This window comes from Kitasatospora sp. NPDC056181 (assembly GCF_042266225.1).
In the GTDB taxonomy this organism is placed as follows: domain Bacteria; phylum Actinomycetota; class Actinomycetes; order Streptomycetales; family Streptomycetaceae; genus Kitasatospora.
This window is the reverse complement of record NZ_JBHJUK010000004.1, coordinates 1-16,569: the sequence shown is the minus strand read 5'-3', so window position 1 is coordinate 16,569 and position 16,569 is coordinate 1. Positions and strand designations below refer to the sequence as shown.

15 protein-coding genes are annotated in these 16,569 nt (G+C 74.9%); 11 read left to right on the top strand and 4 right to left on the bottom strand.

Translation table 11 applies throughout. The features are described 5' to 3' along the window. The first annotated feature begins 197 nt into the window (after window positions 1–197). A complete protein-coding gene (locus ACFC1F_RS03075; RefSeq protein ID WP_376155243.1) occupies window positions 198–2,138 on the top strand; it encodes a cholesterol oxidase substrate-binding domain-containing protein in 1,941 nt (646 codons plus the stop codon). Between the two features lie 173 nt (window positions 2,139–2,311). Here ACFC1F_RS03075 and ACFC1F_RS03070 read toward each other — a convergent pair whose 3' ends face one another. Next, window positions 2,312–2,929, bottom strand: coding sequence for a helix-turn-helix domain-containing protein (locus tag ACFC1F_RS03070; RefSeq protein WP_209409499.1), 618 nt, complete (start codon window positions 2,927–2,929; stop codon window positions 2,312–2,314). A 69-nt stretch (window positions 2,930–2,998) separates the two neighbouring features. Here ACFC1F_RS03070 and ACFC1F_RS03065 point away from each other — a divergent pair, with 69 nt between their 5' ends. The 3 genes from ACFC1F_RS03065 to ACFC1F_RS03055 all read left to right on the top strand — a co-directional run bounded on the left by ACFC1F_RS03065 (window position 2,999) and on the right by ACFC1F_RS03055 (window position 4,718). Continuing rightward, window positions 2,999–3,823, top strand: a complete 825-nt coding sequence (locus tag ACFC1F_RS03065; protein ID WP_376155241.1) for an AzlC family ABC transporter permease — start codon at window positions 2,999–3,001, stop codon at window positions 3,821–3,823. Further along, window positions 3,823–4,131 carry an AzlD domain-containing protein gene (locus tag ACFC1F_RS03060; RefSeq protein WP_174315600.1) on the top strand — a complete coding sequence of 103 codons (309 nt, stop codon included), beginning with the start codon at window positions 3,823–3,825 and terminating at the stop codon, window positions 4,129–4,131. The genes ACFC1F_RS03065 and ACFC1F_RS03060 overlap by 1 nt, the downstream gene beginning before the upstream one ends. Before the next feature lie 107 nt (window positions 4,132–4,238). Then, window positions 4,239–4,718 (top strand): MarR family winged helix-turn-helix transcriptional regulator, encoded by a 480-nt coding sequence (locus tag ACFC1F_RS03055; protein ID WP_376155239.1) that lies wholly within the window; start codon window positions 4,239–4,241, stop codon window positions 4,716–4,718. Between the two features lie 51 nt (window positions 4,719–4,769). Here ACFC1F_RS03055 and ACFC1F_RS03050 read toward each other — a convergent pair whose 3' ends face one another. Both ACFC1F_RS03050 and ACFC1F_RS03045 read right to left on the bottom strand, forming a co-directional pair. Next, window positions 4,770–5,090, bottom strand: a complete 321-nt coding sequence (locus ACFC1F_RS03050) for a hypothetical protein (RefSeq protein WP_209409492.1) — start codon at window positions 5,088–5,090, stop codon at window positions 4,770–4,772. A gap of 41 nt (window positions 5,091–5,131) precedes the next feature. After that, the gene (locus tag ACFC1F_RS03045) at window positions 5,132–5,740 is read right to left on the bottom strand and encodes a GNAT family N-acetyltransferase (RefSeq protein ID WP_376155236.1); all 609 of its coding nucleotides are present in this window, start codon (window positions 5,738–5,740) and stop codon (window positions 5,132–5,134) included. A 169-nt stretch (window positions 5,741–5,909) separates the two neighbouring features. On the opposite strand from ACFC1F_RS03045, the gene ACFC1F_RS03040 reads away from it, so the two are divergent. From ACFC1F_RS03040 to ACFC1F_RS03015, 6 genes are all read left to right on the top strand, one after another. Beyond that, on the top strand, window positions 5,910–7,100 hold the full coding sequence (locus ACFC1F_RS03040; protein ID WP_376155234.1) for an acyl-CoA dehydrogenase family protein: 1,191 nt from the start codon (window positions 5,910–5,912) through the stop codon (window positions 7,098–7,100). Between the two features lie 62 nt (window positions 7,101–7,162). Beyond that, window positions 7,163–7,537, top strand: a complete 375-nt coding sequence (locus ACFC1F_RS03035; protein WP_209409483.1) for an ADP-ribosylation/crystallin J1 — start codon at window positions 7,163–7,165, stop codon at window positions 7,535–7,537. Between the two features lie 77 nt (window positions 7,538–7,614). Next, window positions 7,615–8,385: an ATP-grasp domain-containing protein gene (locus ACFC1F_RS03030; protein ID WP_376155398.1), complete on the top strand. Its 771-nt coding sequence runs from the start codon at window positions 7,615–7,617 to the stop codon at window positions 8,383–8,385. A gap of 210 nt (window positions 8,386–8,595) precedes the next feature. Next, window positions 8,596–9,474 carry an alkaline phosphatase family protein gene (locus ACFC1F_RS03025; RefSeq protein ID WP_209409477.1) on the top strand — a complete coding sequence of 293 codons (879 nt, stop codon included), beginning with the start codon at window positions 8,596–8,598 and terminating at the stop codon, window positions 9,472–9,474. A gap of 264 nt (window positions 9,475–9,738) precedes the next feature. Next, on the top strand, window positions 9,739–10,209 hold the full coding sequence (locus tag ACFC1F_RS03020) for a hypothetical protein (protein WP_376155232.1): 471 nt from the start codon (window positions 9,739–9,741) through the stop codon (window positions 10,207–10,209). Window positions 10,210–10,516: 307 nt separating this feature from the next. Then, on the top strand, window positions 10,517–11,812 hold the full coding sequence (locus ACFC1F_RS03015; protein ID WP_376155230.1) for a multidrug effflux MFS transporter: 1,296 nt from the start codon (window positions 10,517–10,519) through the stop codon (window positions 11,810–11,812). Between the two features lie 180 nt (window positions 11,813–11,992). On the opposite strand, the gene ACFC1F_RS03010 is transcribed toward ACFC1F_RS03015, so the two are convergent. Then, window positions 11,993–14,047, bottom strand: a complete 2,055-nt coding sequence (locus ACFC1F_RS03010; protein ID WP_376155229.1) for a glycosyl hydrolase family 18 protein — start codon at window positions 14,045–14,047, stop codon at window positions 11,993–11,995. Between the two features lie 853 nt (window positions 14,048–14,900). On the opposite strand from ACFC1F_RS03010, the gene ACFC1F_RS03005 reads away from it, so the two are divergent. Continuing rightward, window positions 14,901–16,208, top strand: a complete 1,308-nt coding sequence (locus ACFC1F_RS03005; protein WP_376155227.1) for a hypothetical protein — start codon at window positions 14,901–14,903, stop codon at window positions 16,206–16,208. Window positions 16,209–16,569: the final 361 nt, after the last annotated feature.

The following is a 16,569-nucleotide window of genomic DNA, read 5'->3' as shown; positions in this document are numbered from 1 at the left end:
GGCGAATCGGGCAACCTTCATTCGAACGGGTGAAGAACGCGGCCCGCGGGCCCGTCGGCGGCCGCTCCGCCGCCCCGGCTTCGTACGCTCGTACGCGGATCGGGGGAACGGTCACGACGGCGATCACGGCGGCGGTCTCGACGACGCCGGCGCCCGGCGCAGGACGCGCGGGCGCGGTCACCACCCAGGGGGCGGGCATGACGGCAGCACGACGACACGGCGGCGGGTCCGGCGGCGGGCACGGCGGTGGGCACGGCGGTGGGAGTGGCAGCGGGAGCGGCGACGGGCTGCGCGACGAACCGGGCGACGGGCCCCGGGAGCGGGGGCACAGCGGTGGTCTGAGCAGGCGTGAGCTGCTCGGCGCCTCGGCCGCGCTCGGCGGAGCCACCTGGCTGCTGCGCGGCACGATCGGACCGGACCACGCGCAGGCCACCACCCCGGCACCGCCCGGACTGCCCGCCGGCACCGAGCTCTACCAGCGGGTCTACCAGAACTGGTCCGGCGAGGTCCGCACCGACCAGCTCTGGACCTGCGCCCCGCGCACGCCCGAGGAGGTGCCGCCGCTCGCCGACTGGGCCCGCGCCAACGGTTGGCGGCTGCGCGCCCAGGGGTACCGGCACACCTGGGCCCCGCTCACCGTCGCCGACGGCACCCCCGAGGCGGCCCGCGTCCTGCTGCTGGACACCACCCGCCACCTCACCGCGGTCACCGCCGACTCGCCGGACACCGTCCGGGTCCAGACCGGCGCCACCATGGAGGACCTGCTCGCCCACCTGGCCGGCCGCGGCCTCGGCGTCGCCAACTGCCCCGCGCCCGGCGAACTGACCGTCGGCGGGGTGCTCGCCATCGGCGGCCACGGCACCGCCGTCCCCGCCGCCGACGAGACCCGCCCGGCCGGCCACGGCTACGGCTCGCTCAGCAACCAGGTCACCCGGCTGACCGCCGTCGTCCACGACCCGGGAACCGGCCGCCACACCCTGCGCACCTTCGAGCGCGCCGAGGCGGACAGCGCCGCCTTCCTGGTCCACCTCGGCCGGGCCTTCGTCACGGAGGTCGTGCTCAGGGCCGGTGCCGACCGGCCACTGCGCTGCGTCAGCCGGCTGGACATCCCGGCGAGTGAACTCTTCGCCCGCCCGGGCAGCACCGGCCTCCTCGGCCGGCGCCCGCGCACCTTCGCCGACTTCGTCGAGCGCGACGGCCGCGCCGAGGCGATCTGGTTCGCCTACACCGACCGCCCCTGGCTGAAGACCTGGACCGTCGCCCCGGACCGCCCGTTCGGCTCCCGGGCCGTCGAGGAGCCGTACAACTACCCCTTCTCCGACATCGTCCCGGAGCCGGTCGCCCGTCTCGCCGGCCAGCTCGTCACCGGCGCCTGGGGATCGGCCCCGCTCTTCGGCCAACTCCAGTACCTGGTGGCCAAGGTGGCGCTCACCGGGGACATCACCGACGTGCTGCTCTCCGGCGGCCTGATCCGCGACCTGCTCACCGGCGAGGTGCTCACCCACCTGCTCGGCGGAGGCCTGCGGTCCGACCTCTGGGGCCCCTCCCGCACCCTGATGCAGTACGTCCGCCCCACCACCCTGCGGGTCACCGCCAACGGCTACGCCGTTCTCGCCCGGCGCGCCGACCTGCAGTGGGTGCTCGCCGAATTCGCCGACCACTACCGGCAGTTGCTCGACGAATACCGGGCGCGCGGCGAGTTCCCGGTGAACGGCGCGGTCGAGATCCGGGTCACCGGCCTGGACGACCCCGCCTCGTGCGGGGTGCCCGGCGCCCGGCCACCGCTGCTCTCCGCGCTGCGCCCGCGCCCCGACCGCCCCGAGTGGGACACCGCCGTCTGGCTCGACGTCCTCGCGTTCCCGGGTACGCCCGGGCTGCACCGCTTCGCCCGCGACCTCGAACAGTTCCTGCTGCGCACCTTCGACGGCACCCGCGCCGGGCTGCGCGTCGAGTGGTCCAAGGGCTGGGCCTACACCGCGGACGCCGCCTGGGCCGACCCCGACGTGCTCGACCGGGTCATCCCGGCCAGCCTCCGTGACGGCGGCGGCCCCGGCTGGGACGAGGCGATCGCCGTACTGGACCGCCACGACCCGTACCGGGTGTTCGGGAACCCGTTCCTGGACCGGCTGTTGACGTAGCGGTACGTCGATCCGGGGCACGTCGGTATCGGCGTACGCCGGCACGCGACGCACCGCCGACGGCGTACGCCGATACGGGCGTACGTCGATACGGGCGTACGTCGATACGGGCGTACGTCGCTCCCGGTGTACGCCGATGCGGGGCACGCCGTGGTGGCGGCGTGCCGGAGGCGTCAGATGTGTTCCATGACGATCACGGCCAGGGTGTCGGGGGCGAGGGCGCGGAAGACGTGCGGGGCGTCGCCCGGGTAGCTGACGTAGTCGCCCGGGCCCAGCTCGACCGGCTCCTCCGTTGGCCCGGCCAGTGCCCGGCCGGCGCCGATCATCACGTGCTCGACGGTGCCGGGCATGTGCGGGTCGGAGGCCCGGGTCTCGCCCGGCTGGGCCTCGATCCGGTAGATGTCGCGCCGGGCGTTCGGCGGGCAGGAGGAGAGCACGGTGGCCGCGTAGTCGGCGCGCTCGGAGTGGGTCACCGGGCCCTCGCCGGCCCTGATCACCCTGACCGCCGGGCGGGGCGGGTCGACCAGCCGGCTGAACGGCACGTTGAGCGCGGCGCCGAGCGCCCAGAGCGTCTCCACGCTGGGGTTGCCCGCGCCCGACTCCAGCTGGGAGAGCGTCGACTTGGCGATGCCCGCGCGCCGGGCCAGCTCGGCCATCGACAGCCCGCTGCGCTCGCGCTCGCGCCGGATCGAGGCGGCGATCAGGCCGATCAGCTCCACGCCCGACGTCGTCGGCCCGCCCGTCCCGCTCCTGCTGCTGTCACTGCCGGTGCCGCTGCTGCCCACACTCATCCGCGTTCGCTCCACAGGTCCACGCGTTCGCCTTGACGAACGACAGCCATCGGGTTCACTCTACTGGACATGCGTTCGCTCCTCCGAACACTCGACCGTTCCACGCTGCGCGACATCGCCCTGGTCTGCCTTGCCGACGCCCTCGTCGGCGCCTCCTTCGGTGCCATCAGTGTGTCCGGCGGCCTGCCGCTCTGGGTGCCGATCGCGATGTCCGTGCTGGTCTTCGCCGGCGGCTCGCAGTTCGCGGCCGTCGGTGTCGTCCTCTCCGGCGGTGGCGCGCTCGCCGCCGTCGCCACCGGCCTCGTCCTCAACGCCCGCCTGCTGCCGTTCGGCTTCACCGTCGCCGACGTGCTCGACGGACCCTGGTGGCGGCGGCTGCTCGGCGCACACGTGCTGACCGACGAGTCCGCCGCGTTCGTCCTGCTCCAGCCCGACCGGCGCGGCCGCCGGGCGGCGTTCTGGGTCTGCGGCGTCGCCCTGTTCGTGGTCTGGAACGTCGCCGCCGTCCTCGGCGCGGCCGCCGGCGGCCTGATCGGCGACACCGACGCGCTCGGGCTCGACGCCGCCTTCCCCGCCGTCCTGCTCGCCCTCGTCCTGCCCTCGCTCACCGACCGCCGCACCCGCGCCGCCGCCCTGGCCGGCGCCGTCGTCGCGGTCGCCGCCACCCCCTACCTGCCGGCCGGGCTGCCCGTCCTGCTCTCCCTCCTCGGCCTGCTGTTCGCCGGCCGGGGCCACGCCCGCCCGGCGGAGGAGCAGGGCGAGGGCGGCGGCCGGCCCGCGGAGGGGTCGTCCGACGACCGCCCGTCCGCCCGCCACCCGGCCTCCTGCCGTCCGTCCGACGACCACCCGGCTGCCCGCCGGCCGTCCGCGCCGATCGCCGAAGAGGTCCGCTGATGCCCCTGCTCGCCGTCCTCCTGCTCGCCGTCGGCACCTACGCGTTCCGGATCGCCGGACCCGCCCTCGGCCACCGCCTCACCCTGTCCGACCGGCTGCGCCACCTGCTCGCGGTCGCTGCCGCCGTGCTGCTGGTCGCCCTGGTCGCCACCGGCGCCCTCACCCAGGGCCACGGCTTCGCCGGCTGGGCCCGGCCGGCCGGCGTGCTGGTCGCCGGGGTGCTCGCGCTGCGTCGCGCGCCGTTCCCGGTCGTGGTGGTGGCCGGTGCCGCGACCACGGCGGTGCTCCGGCTCTGCGGGATCGCCTGACACCGCGCCTGCCGCCACCGCCCTCCCGGCCCTTGACCTCAAGCGGGCTTCAACTCCTAGCGTGATCGACGCCCCACCGCGTCCGTCCGTCCGCTTGGAGGACCGTCATGACCGTTCACCTGCGCGCCTACCCCGAGGCGCGGCTCGCCGCCCAGCCGATCGGGTACTGGAGCGACCTGACCGCCCGGCTCGTCCTCGCCGCCATCCGGGGCGAACTCGCCGAGGAGGGCCTCACCCAGCCCCACTGGTGGACCCTCAACCACGTCGCCGGTGCGCCCGGCGACTGGGAGCGCACCGCCCTCGCCGCCAAACTGGCCCCGTACGCGACCGGGCACCTCCCCGCCGTCGACTTCGACCGGGTCTTCGACGACCTCCGGGACCGTGGCTGGCTCGCCGAGTCCGCGGACGGCGGCGCCCTCGTCCTCACCGAGGCCGGAGAGGCCGGCCGGCAGCGGGCCCGCGAGCGCCTCGCCGCCGCCCACGAGCGGATCCACGACGGCATCCCCGCCGCCGACCGGGCCGCCGCCCTCGACGTGCTGCGCCGCATGGTCGCCAACCTCGGCGGGGACGCCGACCTGCCGTCCTGAGGCGCCGTCCCGGGCCGCATGAGCCCGGCCCGGGCCACCGGGGCCCGGGACTCAGCCGGTGGCGCCGTCGGCCAGGCGCTCCTGCTGGATCTCGGGCCGCTTGCTGTCCCAGAGCAGCTCCCACACCTTGAACACGCAGTGGTAGTCCCGCATGCTGCCCTTGGCGATCAGCATGTAGGTGTCGCCGTCCCGCAGGACGGTGCGCTGGCGGGGGTTGAACGGGTGCTGCGGCGTGTACGTCGGGACGAGCCGCTTCAGCTCGGCGAGCGCCTCCTCGCGGCTGCCCTCGATCTCGGCGAGCACCTTGGTGCCCCAGATCCGGTCGTTGCCGACGCCCTCGGTCTCCTGGACGATCAGTGCCCAGCGCGCCATGGCCCACCCCTCAGTTCAGCTGCCGAAGCCTGCGGAAGCGATCATCCTACCGAGACGGGCGAAGGCACCGCCGGGGCTGGCGCCTTGAAGAAGATGGTGGTCGGGTGCGGGACGCCCGCCGGGTCGGTCGCGTAGTCGGGCACCGTGCCGACCCTGGTCCAGCCCGCGGCCTCGTACATCCGCTCGGCGGGGCTGTCCGTCTCGGTGTCCAGCACCAGCAGCCGGATGCCGCGCCCGGCGGCGGCCGACTCCAGGGCGTCGAGCAGCCGGCCGGCCAGGCCCTGCCCGCGGTCCCTCGGGTCGACCATCAGCTTGGCCACCTCGCCGCGGTGACGGCCGTTCGCGGGCGTCGCGGGGCGCAGCTGCACCGTCCCGGCGATCCGGCCCGCGCCCCCGGCGTCCTCCGTGCCCGCGCCCCCGGCGTCCGTGCCGTTCCCGCCGTCCTCGCCCGCGCGGGCCACCCAGAGCAGCAGCCGTCCGGCCGCGACGTCCGGGACCAGCGAACGCCACCAGGCCGCCGCCGCGTCGTGGTCGAGCGGGGCGAGGAAGCCGAGCGAGGCGCCGCCGTCGACGGTGTCCACCAGCAGCCCGGCAAGCCGCCCCGACGCGTCCGCCAGTTGCTCCGCCGTCAACAGCTCGACTGTGTACATGCTCACTCCCTCGCCTCGGACCGTCCGGAGCCGGGCCCCGTGCGGAATACTCGCCGGTACCCGCGACGGCCGGTACCCCCGCCGGCCCCGGAGCGGCACCCCGACCGGCCCGGACGCCACCGGCCCGGACCGGTGACCGCCGAGACTACAAGCACGACAAGGAGCTTCAATGGCGAAGCCGAACCGGATCGACCCGGCCGACCTGCTCGCCGTCGGTGACCTGCTCACCGACGAGGAGCGGCTGATCCGCGACACCGTCAGGAAGTTCACCGAGGAGCGGATCCGCCCGCACCTCGGCGACTGGTTCGAGCGCGGTGTCTTCCCGGCCCACGAACTCGCCCCCGAACTGGGCGCCCTCGGTGTGCTCGGCATGCACCTCGACGGCTACGGCTGCACCGGCTCCACCGCCGTCGCCTACGGCGTCGCCTGCATGGAACTGGAGGCGGCCGACTCCGGACTGCGCAGCTTCGTCTCCGTCCAGGGCTCGCTGGCGATGCGCTCGATCCACGCCTACGGGTCCGAGGAGCAGAAGCAGCGCTGGCTGCCCGGCATGGCCGCCGGCGAGCTCATCGGCTGCTTCGGCCTCACCGAGCCCGACTTCGGCTCCGACCCGGCCAACATGCGCACCCGCGCCCGCCGCAAGGGCGCCGGCGAAGGCGCCGACTGGGTGCTCTCCGGTTCGAAGATGTGGATCACCAACGGCAGCATCTCCGACGTCGCCGTCGTGTGGGCGCAGACCGAGGACGGCGTCCGCGGCTTCCTCGTGGAGCCCGGCACCCCCGGCTTCACGGCCACCGACGTGCACGGGAAGCTCTCGCTGCGCGCCTCGGTCACCAGCGAGCTGGCCTTCGACGAGGTCGTGCTGCCCGCCGACGCCGTCCTGCCCGGCGTGACCGGCCTGCGCGGACCGCTCTCCTCCCTCAACGAGGCCCGCTACGGCATCCTCTGGGGCACCGTCGGCGCCGCGCGCGACTGCTACACCGCCGCGCTGGACTACGCGAAGAGCCGCGTCCAGTTCGACCGCCCGATCGCCGGGTTCCAGCTCACCCAGCAGAAGCTGGTCGAGATGATGCTGGAGGTGGAGAAGGCCTACCTGGTCGCGCTGCGGATCGGCCGGCTCAAGGACGAGGGCGCGGCCCGCCCGGCCCACATCAGCTTCGGCAAGCTCAACAACGTGCGCGCCGCGCTGGAGATCGCCCGCAGCGCCCGTACCGTACTCGGCGCCAACGGCATCACCACCGAGTACCCGGTGCTGCGGCACGCCAACAACCTGGAGTCGGTGCTCACGTACGAGGGCACCAGCGAGATCCACACCCTCGTCCTCGGCGAGGCCATCACCGGCGAGTCGGCCTACCGCTGACGGCCGGTGCGCCCCGAAAAGCGGTGGCCGGGCCGGCACCGGCCCGGCTACCGTCGCCCCCCATGACCAGCCGGACGCCCACCACCTCCCCGACCACGACCCTCTGGCGGCCCACCGGGCCCGAGGAGTTGGCGCTGGTCGAGGCCGCCGACCGGCGCGCCTGGCCGCCCCGGCTGCCCGACCAGCCGATCTTCTACCCGGTGCTCAACGAGGACTACGCGATCCGGATCGCCCGCGACTGGAACGTCCCCGCGTCCGGCGTCGGCTACGTCACCAGGTTCGAGGTGGACACCGCCTTCCTGGCCCGCTACCCCGTGCAGCAGGCCGGCGGCCGGACCATCCTCGAACTCTGGGTGCCCGCCGAGGAGCTGCCCGAGTTCAACCGGCACATCGTCGGCCGCATCGAGGTCGTCCACGAGTTCCGGCCCGCGCCGTGACGGGCGGGGCGGGGGAGGGCGGTGTGCGGGAGGGCGCGGCGAGGGAGGGTGGTGCGTGGGAGGGCGGTGCGCCCGGGCTGCTCACCTCGGCCCAGGCGACGAGCACCACCGTGCTGCTCGCCGAGGCCGCCGCCGCCCGCGGCCTGGAGACCGCGGTCCTCGCCGGCCCGGCCACCGTCGACCGGCTGGCGGGTCGGGCCGTCCACTGGTACGGCGGCCCGTTCGCCGCCGCCCGGGTCGCCGGTCCGCTCGGCCTCGCCCTGCTCGAACCCGCGGACGACTGGCTGCCCGGGCTGCCTGAGGAGTTCACCGGCCGCCGGATCGAGCTGACCACCCTCTCCGAGGCGTGGACGCTCACCCGGCCGGCCTTCGTGAAGCCGCCCGCCGACAAGTCCCTCCCGCCGGCCGTCTATCCCGACGGCTCCCGCCTGCCGCGCCACGGCGAGCGGATCGGCCCCGACACTCCGGTGCTGGTGAGCGACCCGGCGACCTTCGGCGCCGAGTACCGGCTCTTCGTCCTCGACGGCGAGGTCGTCACCGGCAGCCGCTACGCCCGCTTCGGCCGGCTCGACCCCGGCCCGCTCACCCCCGGGGCCGCCGCCTTCGCCGACCGGCTCCTGGCCGCCGCCGGTGCGAGCCTGCCCAGTGCCGTCGCCCTCGACGTCGGCCGGCTGCTCGACCCCTACGACCCGGTCGCGCGCTGGGCCGTCGTCGAGGCGAACCTCCCGTGGTTCGCCCACTGCTACGCGGCCGATCCGGCCCGCGTCCTGGACGTGGTCCTGCGCGCCGCCGGCCCGGTCGCGGCGCTGCGCCCGGCCGACCACCGGTTCGTCCGCACCTCCGGCTGACGGCCCCGGCCAGCCCTCCCGCCGGCCTGCCGCCGCCCGGGCAGGCCCTTGCCTCCCGCCGTCCGCCCGCAGCTCGTAGGCCCCTGCCACCGGCCGGACACCCGCTGTTCCATCCGGGGACACCAACCGGTACCCCGGGCGGTGCAGCATGTCGCGGTCGGCGGCGCCTGCGGGGCGCGGCCGGGCACCGCGAAAGGAAACCCCCTCACCATGGCCACACCTCCGCCGCCCCGACCCCGTGTCCTCGTCGTCGGGATCGACGGCGTCCGGTACGACCTGCTGGAGCAGGTCCCGATGCCGAGGCTCGCGGAGGTGGCCGAGGCCGGGTTCCTGGCGCCCGTCACCGTGGCGGAGTCCACGCCCACCATGTCCGGCCCCTGCTGGGCCACCATCGTCACCGGTGTCGAGCCCGCCAAGCACGGCGTCTGGGGCAACCACCTGGCCGGCAACCGGCTCGACGTCTTCCCCGACTTCGCCACCCGCCTCGCCCGGCAGGACCGCCGGCGCACCTTCGTCGCCGCGGGCTGGGACCCGCTGGTGATCAACGAGTCCGGCGGCCCGCTGTTCCGCGCCCCCGGCCGCCTCTCCTACGTCGCCCCCGCCGAGGACAGCCCCGAGGCCTGGGAGGCCGTGGACGAGGAGGTCACCCGGGAGGCCGTGCACGTCCTGTCCACCGCCGACCCGGAGGCGTCCTTCGTCTACCTCGGCGCCGTCGACGAGACCGCCCACTTCCTCGGCTGCGGCGAGGAGTACCGGGCCGCCATGCGCGCCGCCGACCAGCGCCTCGGGCGGCTGCTCGACGCCGTCCGGGGCCGGGCCGGCCACGCCGACGAGGCGTGGACGGTCATCGTCGTCACCGACCACGGCCACGTCGACGGGGGCGGCCACGGCGGCCGCACGCCCGAGGAGCGCACCGCCTGGGTGGCCTGCGCCGGACCCGGCATCCCCGCCGCCCCGCCGGCCGGCGAGATCCGCCACCCGGACGTCGCAGCCCAGGTGTACGCGGCCCTCGGACGGCCCATCGACCCGCACTGGACTCTGGACGGCCGCCCGTTCCCGGTCGCCCGGCCCGTCCCGGCAGGCGTCTGAAAGCGCTGGTCACAGGGGTTGTCGGGGGGGCCTCGCCAGGGCCGGTGAACCCTGAGGCGCGGGCGCCGCGTATCCCCCTGTAGGTGGAGACCGTACCCCTGCGGTCGGAGGAACGGCCGCGACCTTCAGGTGACGCCCCGGCAGCCCACGACGGGTCAGGATGGAGTGACCCCGGGAGACCGGGCGGCGCAAACGCGTCAGACGGCGGACACCGGCAGCGGTGGCACCGGACAGGAGAGGGCAGGGCGGGGCATGAACGGCATCGTGAGCAAGGTCGCACTCGGGATCGCGGGCACGGGCATGGTCGTGGCCGTCGCGGCCGTGGCGGTCGGCCCGCGGGTCTCCGAGTGGTACGACGGCCGCCACCAGGAGCAGGCCACCTACGCCACCGGCAGCGCCGCCAAGGCGAGCGCGCACACGATGCCGGGCTGGCTGCCCGACAACGCGTCCTCCGTCCAGTACATGCGGTCCACCACGGGCGACGACCGCCTGCTGCACGCCACCCTGGCCGAGGGCCGGCTGCCCGCGGGCTGCACCACCACCACACCGGGCCGCGGCGTCCACCCGGTGCCGGCCACCCTGAAGGCGGGGTGGTTCCCGGAGGGCGTCGCCTCGAAGATCACCGGCAGCTGCGGGCACTACAACGTCACGCTGACCGGCAACCAGCTGTACGCCTGGCAGGACGGCGCCGCCGTCCAGGCCGCGCAGCGCGCGGGGCAGCAGGCCAAGCACTGACTCCGGCCGGGTGCCGAGGCCGGCACTGCGCCTGGCCCGGCCGGGTGGTGATGTCGGCACCTGGCCCGGCCGGGTCTGATGCCGGCACCGCACGGGGCCCGGCCCGAGGGTCCGGGTGGTCGAGGCCCGGATGGTCGAGGTCCGGGTGGTCGAGGCCCGGGCGACCTGGGCCGGGCGACGTGGGCCGGGCGCGCCACGAAGGCCGGGCGGCGCTGGGCCGCGCGGCCGACGCCGGGTATCGCGGGCCGGTCCCGCTGGGGTAGGACGGAGCGAGCAGCAACCCAGCGACCGTCCCGTGAGGAGCCCCATGCCTGGTCCGACCGCCGGCCCCGCCGGCGAGACGTCGACCGCCTCCACCACCCGCACCGGCTCCGGCCGCACCGGCACCGCCCCCGGCCGCGCCACCGTCGCCGTCCTCGGCGGCCTGGTCGCCCTCGGACCGCTCACCACCGACCTCTACCTGCCCGGCCTGCCCACGATCGCCGGGGACCTCGCCGTCGAGCCGGCGGCCGTCCAGCTGACCCTCACGTTCTCGATGTTCGGCGTGGCGGCCGGGCAGCTGATCCTCGGACCGCTCAGTGACCGCTTCGGCCGCCGTCCGCCGCTGCTCGTCGGCCTCGTCGTCTACACCGTGGCCAGCGTCGTCTGCGTGTTCGCGCCCACCCTGCCCGTCCTGGTCGCCGCCCGGTTCGTCCAGGGCGCCGCCGGGGCGGCGGGCCTGGTCATCGGCCGCGCGGTCGCCCGGGACCGCTTCCAGGGCATCGCGATGCTCCGCTTCCTCGCCTCGGTCAGCCTGATCTCCGGCCTCGCCCCGATCCTCGCCCCGCTCGTCGGCGCGCAGCTGCTCCGCGTGACCTCCTGGCGCGGCACCTTCGGCGCTCTCACCGCCCTCGGCCTGCTGCTCTCGCTGGTCGCCTTCGCCGCCCTGCGCGAGACGCTGCCGCCCGCCGACCGCCACCGCGGCGGGCTCGCCGGCACCCTGCGCACGATGGGAGGCCTGCTGGGCAACCTGCCGTTCCTCGGCCTCGTCCTGACGAGCGCCTTCGCGTTCGGCTCGCTGTTCGGCTACATCAGCGGCTCCTCGGTGGTGCTCCAGCACGTCTACCACGTCTCGCCGCAGACCTACAGCCTGCTCTTCGGCGTCAACTCGCTGGCCATCGTCGCCGTCACCCAGCTGAACGGCCGCGTGCTCGCCCGGCGCTACACCCCCGGCGCGCTGATGCTCGCCGGGCTCGGTGCGGCGATCGCCGCCGGGGTGGCCCTGCTCCTGGTCACCGCCGTCTGGGACTTCGGCCTGCCCGGGGTCTGCCCGGCCCTGTTCGTGCTGATGGGCAGCCTCGGCGTGATCCTCCCGAACACCGCCGCCCAGGCTCTGAGCCTCGTCCCGCCGCAGGCCGCCGGCTCCGCCTCGGCCCTCCTCGGCACCGGCAACTTCGTGTGCGGCGCCGTCGTCGCCCCGCTCAGCAGTCTCGGCGGCTCGCCCTCGGCGGTGCTGCTCGCCACCGTCGTCCTCGTCTGCGCGCTCCTCGCCGCCGTCTGCTACCTCGCGCTCTGCCGCCGCGGGCCGGCGCCGGACGCCGCGGCGGCCGCGTCGGCGGGCTGACGGGGGAGGCCCCTCGGCGGGCCGGCCGGGCCGCTCACCCCCTTTCGGAACGTGCCGCCGGGGGTGCCGCGCGGGGGGGGCGCGGCACCTCCGGCGGGGTGGTCGGCTACTGCGCGCCGGGCGCAGCCTGCCGGGGCAGGCAGGGCAGGCAGGGCAGGCAGGGCAGGTGGGTCAGACGGGTCAGGCGATGGCGAAGTCGTCGCCGTAGACGTTGCCCTGGCCGTACCAGCCGTGCAGGTACACCGTGACGGTGCCGGAGGCGCCGGTGGTGAACGGGACGCTCAGCCTGGTCCAGCCGGAGGCGTTCGTCCAGGTGCTGGCGGTGGCGCCGCCGCTCACGCCGAGGTAGGCGTAGCTGCCCTGGACCCAGCCGCTCAGCGTGTACGAGGTGTTGGGCTGGAGCGTCACGGTCTGCGAGCACTGGCCGGTCTGGCCGGCGCCGGCCGCCGCCTGGAGGGCGTAGGAGCCGGAGTGGGCCGGGGTGGAGACCACCGCGCCGCCGCTCTGGCAGGTCCAGGGGGTGAGGCTGCCGGTCTCCAGGCCGCCGTTGACGAGGCCGCCGGGCGGGGTGACCCCGGTGACCGTCAGGTTGTAGGTGCCGGTGTGAGTGCCGGACGCGCCGCTGCCGGTGACGGTCAGCGGGTAGGTGCCGGGGGCCGCCGAGGCGGTGGTGGTGATGTTGAGGGTGGCCGTGTTGCCGGCGGTGACGCTGCCGGGGGTGACGGTGGCGGTGACGCCGGCGGGGGCGCCGGTGACGGTGAGGTTGAGGCTCTGTGCGGATCCGGCCGTCACGGCGGTGGAGATGGTCGCGTTGGCGGAGGAACCGGCGGTGACCGTACCGGAGTTCGGGGTCACGGCGACCGAGAAGTCGTTGCCGGGCTGGGTGCTCGTCACCTTCAGCGTGTAGCTGCTGGTGTGAGTGCCGGACGCGCCGCTGCCGGTGACGGTCAGCGGGTAGGTGCCGGGGGCCGCCGAGGCGGTGGTGGAGATGTTGAGGGTGGCCGTGTTGCCGGCGGTGACGCTGCCGGGGGTGACGGTGGCGGTGACGCCGGCGGGGGCGCCGGTGACGGTGAGGTTGAGGCTCTGTGCGGATCCGGCCGTCACGGCGGTGGAGATGGTCGCGCTGGTGGAGGAACCGGCGGTGACCGTACCGGAGTTCGGGGTCACGGCGACCGAGAAGTCGTTGCCCACCGGGGTGCTGCTGGTGAAGGGCGCGAAGATGTGGGTGAAGTCCCAGGTGCCCTGGCTGATCCCTGAGCAGTCGTCCCGCCCGCCGGTCCCCGGGCAGCCGCCGTTGTCACGCTGGAGGGCCCAGAAGGAGAGCGTGTTGATGCCCTTCGAGACCGCCCAGTTGTAGACGGTGGTGGCGTTGGCGACGGTGAAGGTCTCGGCCGCGCCGAAGTCGTCGATGCCGACCATCTCGGTGATGCCGATCGAACCCCACAGCTGGGCGGGGGTCTTGGTCGGGTAGAGCTTGGCCAGCTGGTTGTAGAGCCCGGTCGCCGAGGTCTGGGTGTCGGCGGCCATGTCGTGGGCGGCGTTGTCGTAGTAGTCGAAGGTCATCATGTTGACGACGTCGATCCGGGCGTTGTTGCTGACCGCGTTCTTCAGCACCGCCAGGCCGCTGGAGGCCAGACCGCTGGTGGTGGTCGGCAGCGTGTAGGAGAACTGGACCGAACGGCCGTTGGCGGCCGCCCAGTCCTGCACCAGCTTGATCGCCTTGTTGCGGCGGTCGATGCCGGCGGTGTTGGTGAGTGAGTTGTCCTCGATGTCGAGGTCGATCCGGCTGATGTCGTAGGTGGTGATGACGTTCTCGAAGGCGGCCGCGATCTGGTTCACGTCCGTGCAGCTGTCGGCGAGTTCGGTACCGGTGTTGTCGGCGGTGTAGCCGCCGAAGGACGGGATCACGTCGCCGCCGTTCGCCCGGATGGTGGCGATGTCGGCCCCGAACGAGGACGAGGCGACCGGCAGTCCGGTGTCGCCGTTCCAGTACGGCGTGCACGAGCCCTTGGTGGCGGTCTGCAGGAACGCCATCGTCAGGTGCTTGGCGCCGGACTGCGCGGCCAGCGCCGCCGGGCTCTGGCCGGTCCAGGACTCGAAGTAGGGGGCGAACACCCGGCTCGGCAACGGGGTCGCGGCCTCGGCCGGGCCCGTCCCGGCGGCGACCAGCCCGGCCGACGCGACCAGCGTGGCACAGGCGGTCAGGGCGGCCTGGATCGTTCTGCGTAGACGCATGGATTCTCCAACAGACTTGGTGGGGCAGGACGTTGGTGAGGTACTGAGCTGTGCTGCGGGAATGCGGAGGTGTGGTCTTGCTCGGTAACGGCCTTGCTGGATGGGGGCGTTGCGGAGTTGCACCTTGCGGGCTTGCGGGCTTGCGGGCTTGCGGGCTTGCGGGCCTGCGGGGGTGCGGACTTGCGGGGTGGGGGCGTGCGGGAGCCGCGGCGGAACGGGCATGCCGGTGTGCGGGCATGCGGAACGGTGCGGTCGGGGGTGGAGCGGAGCAGGGCATGGCAGTGCCTCAGCCGCCGGTGGTCACACCCCCACAGTGCATCCCGGTCGGATCGACATGCTTATGGTTGGACTAGACCAGTCCTCTGTCAAGAGTCCTAACAGTTCGTCGGCGCACCGGTCCGGCCGTTGTAGGGCGGGCAATCTGCTTGCGGGCGGCGGTGCCGTTCGACATGATCGTTCCCATGTGCGACCTCAACAGGAAGGGCGATCGCCGCCCGGGCAGGTGAGCCCCACCCGCCGCCGCCGGACACCCACGGCCCGGCCCGCGCCACCCGCAGCTCGCAACTCGAAGCCCGCGCCGGAAGCCGGAAGTCCGAGCCCGAAGCCCGAGGCCGGAAACCGGAAGCCGGAAGTCCGAGGAGCGTGGCGGGATTCGCTGTGCGCGCCCGAGTGCTTGCCGTCCGCCGCCGGCCGCCCACGACGGGCCGCCTGCGGTGAGTCGTCCGCGATCCCGATGACCGCGATCCCGATGGCCGCAATGCCGATGTCCGCGATCCCGACGTCAGCCGTACTTCCCGCACGCCTTGCTCCCGTCCGCCCCGCGCCCGTTCGACCCCCTGGAGGAAACCCTGTGATGACGACCCCGCTGGAGACCGCCTGGAGCCTCGTCGAGGCCGGTGACCCGGACGCGGCCCTGCGCGAACTCCGCTCGGCCGCAGCGGAGGTGGCCGCAGCCGAGGTCGCCCCGCTGGTTGGGCGGCTCGCCGTCGACGGCGGCTTCGAGGACCTCGCCGCAGCCGCCCGCGCCCTCGTCGCCGCGCCCGCCGACCCCGTTGCGCTCTACGAGTACGGCTACGCGTGCGTCGGAAGCGGCGCCGCCTTCCTGGCCGTCCCCGCCCTCGCCGAGGCCCTGCGCCTGGCCGCCGCCCCGAAGCGCGGCCTGTTCGCCCGGGGTCACGGCCGTACCGACCAGCGCCTGCCCATCCTCGCCGAACTCGCCGTCGCCCTGGAGGACGAGGAGCGGCACGCCGAGGCCGTCACGGTGCTGCGCGAACACGACGCCCTGCTCCGCGACTGGCCCGAGCGCTACCTGCTCGCCTACAACGCCTTGATGGCCGGCGACGTCGCCGCGGCCCGCGCGGACCTCGACCGCCTGCCCGCCGACGCCGGGCAGTGGCAGCCCGCCGCCGACCGGCTGCGCCGCTCACTGGAGCGCGCCGACGCCGTTGCTGCCACCGCACGGCCGGGCGGTCCCGACCCACTCGGCCACCAGGCTCTGCGCGCCTGGCACTTCACCCTCACCGGTGGCCTGCTGGCCACGCTCTCGCCGTACGGCTGGAGTGCGGGCATGACCGGCCGCTACGCGTTCATCCAGGACGACTACGGCCTCTGCCGTCGCACGCTGGAGCGGCTGCGGCTGGTGCTGGAGGCGACCGGGACCCGCCCGCACTCGGTCTTGCTGCTGCCGGGGCGTGCCGACCGCGCTCTCGGCCTGGCCGCCGCGGAGGTACTCGGCCTGCCCGTGCAGCCCTACCGGCCGGGCGCCGGGAACTCCGTCGTGGTGGCGTACGACCTGGGGGAGGTGGACGACGAACTGGTCGCCCTGCTGCGCGAGCGTGCGCCCGGCGAGGTGCTGTACGAGCACGCGACGTGCTGGACCAGCCCGCCGGGCGCTGCCGCCGACGTCTGCGGCCTGCTCGGCCAGACGGTGCGTGCCCCCTGGGAGCCCTTCGGGGGCGAGCCGGACGGGCGCACCGCCGAGGAGTTGGCGGCGGACGTCCTCGCCGCCGACCCGACGCCCGACGACGGTGACGGAGAGACCCCGGCCGACCCGGACGAGGCGCTGGCCGCCTTCGCCCACGCCGTCGGGCACCGGTGGCTGGCCGGTCCGCGCGACCGTTGCCGCTCCAGCGGCCCGGTCCGCAGCTCGCGCTTCGCGTGATCTGCTTCGTCTGCTGTGCAGCATCCCTGAGGTGACGTCAGGTGCGGCGAATGGGAGGCCCTCCGAGTCCGGGGGTCTCTCACCCGGCGCTGTTCCGGTCGGCCTGCGCCTTGTCAGGCCGTTGGCGGGAGACGGGGCTCCCGCGCGTCGGTGACCGCCCGCGCTGGGGTTCTCGCGGCCCCTGCAAGGGGGTTCGAGCGGCATGGCGGAACGGCGGCACCGCGGCATTGGTGCGCCGTGGGCGCGCGCGGGGGGCGCGCGCGGCCCCCGCGGGCCGGGGGGCCGGGCGCCCGGCCGCGCACCCGGGGGGGGGTGGGGGGGCGCGCGGACCAGCCCCCCCCCCCCGGGGTGGTGAGGGCCG

Excerpts from the sequence above, each read along its gene's own strand:
- ACFC1F_RS03045 (WP_376155236.1), bottom strand. The coding sequence starts at position 5,740 with ATGTACACAGTCGAGCTGTTGACGGCGGAGCAACTGGCGGACGCGTCG.
- ACFC1F_RS03040 (WP_376155234.1), top strand. The coding sequence starts at position 5,910 with ATGGCGAAGCCGAACCGGATCGACCCGGCCGACCTGCTCGCCGTCGGT.
- ACFC1F_RS03010 (WP_376155229.1), bottom strand. The coding sequence starts at position 14,047 with ATGCGTCTACGCAGAACGATCCAGGCCGCCCTGACCGCCTGTGCCACG.
- ACFC1F_RS03035 (WP_209409483.1), top strand. The coding sequence starts at position 7,163 with ATGACCAGCCGGACGCCCACCACCTCCCCGACCACGACCCTCTGGCGG.
- ACFC1F_RS03075 (WP_376155243.1), top strand. The coding sequence starts at position 198 with ATGACGGCAGCACGACGACACGGCGGCGGGTCCGGCGGCGGGCACGGC.
- ACFC1F_RS03055 (WP_376155239.1), top strand. The coding sequence starts at position 4,239 with ATGACCGTTCACCTGCGCGCCTACCCCGAGGCGCGGCTCGCCGCCCAG.
- ACFC1F_RS03005 (WP_376155227.1), top strand. The coding sequence starts at position 14,901 with ATGACGACCCCGCTGGAGACCGCCTGGAGCCTCGTCGAGGCCGGTGAC.
- ACFC1F_RS03065 (WP_376155241.1), top strand. The coding sequence starts at position 2,999 with ATGCGTTCGCTCCTCCGAACACTCGACCGTTCCACGCTGCGCGACATC.
- ACFC1F_RS03070 (WP_209409499.1), bottom strand. The coding sequence starts at position 2,929 with ATGAGTGTGGGCAGCAGCGGCACCGGCAGTGACAGCAGCAGGAGCGGG.
- ACFC1F_RS03060 (WP_174315600.1), top strand. The coding sequence starts at position 3,823 with ATGCCCCTGCTCGCCGTCCTCCTGCTCGCCGTCGGCACCTACGCGTTC.
- ACFC1F_RS03015 (WP_376155230.1), top strand. The coding sequence starts at position 10,517 with ATGCCTGGTCCGACCGCCGGCCCCGCCGGCGAGACGTCGACCGCCTCC.
- ACFC1F_RS03025 (WP_209409477.1), top strand. The coding sequence starts at position 8,596 with ATGGCCACACCTCCGCCGCCCCGACCCCGTGTCCTCGTCGTCGGGATC.
- ACFC1F_RS03050 (WP_209409492.1), bottom strand. The coding sequence starts at position 5,090 with ATGGCGCGCTGGGCACTGATCGTCCAGGAGACCGAGGGCGTCGGCAAC.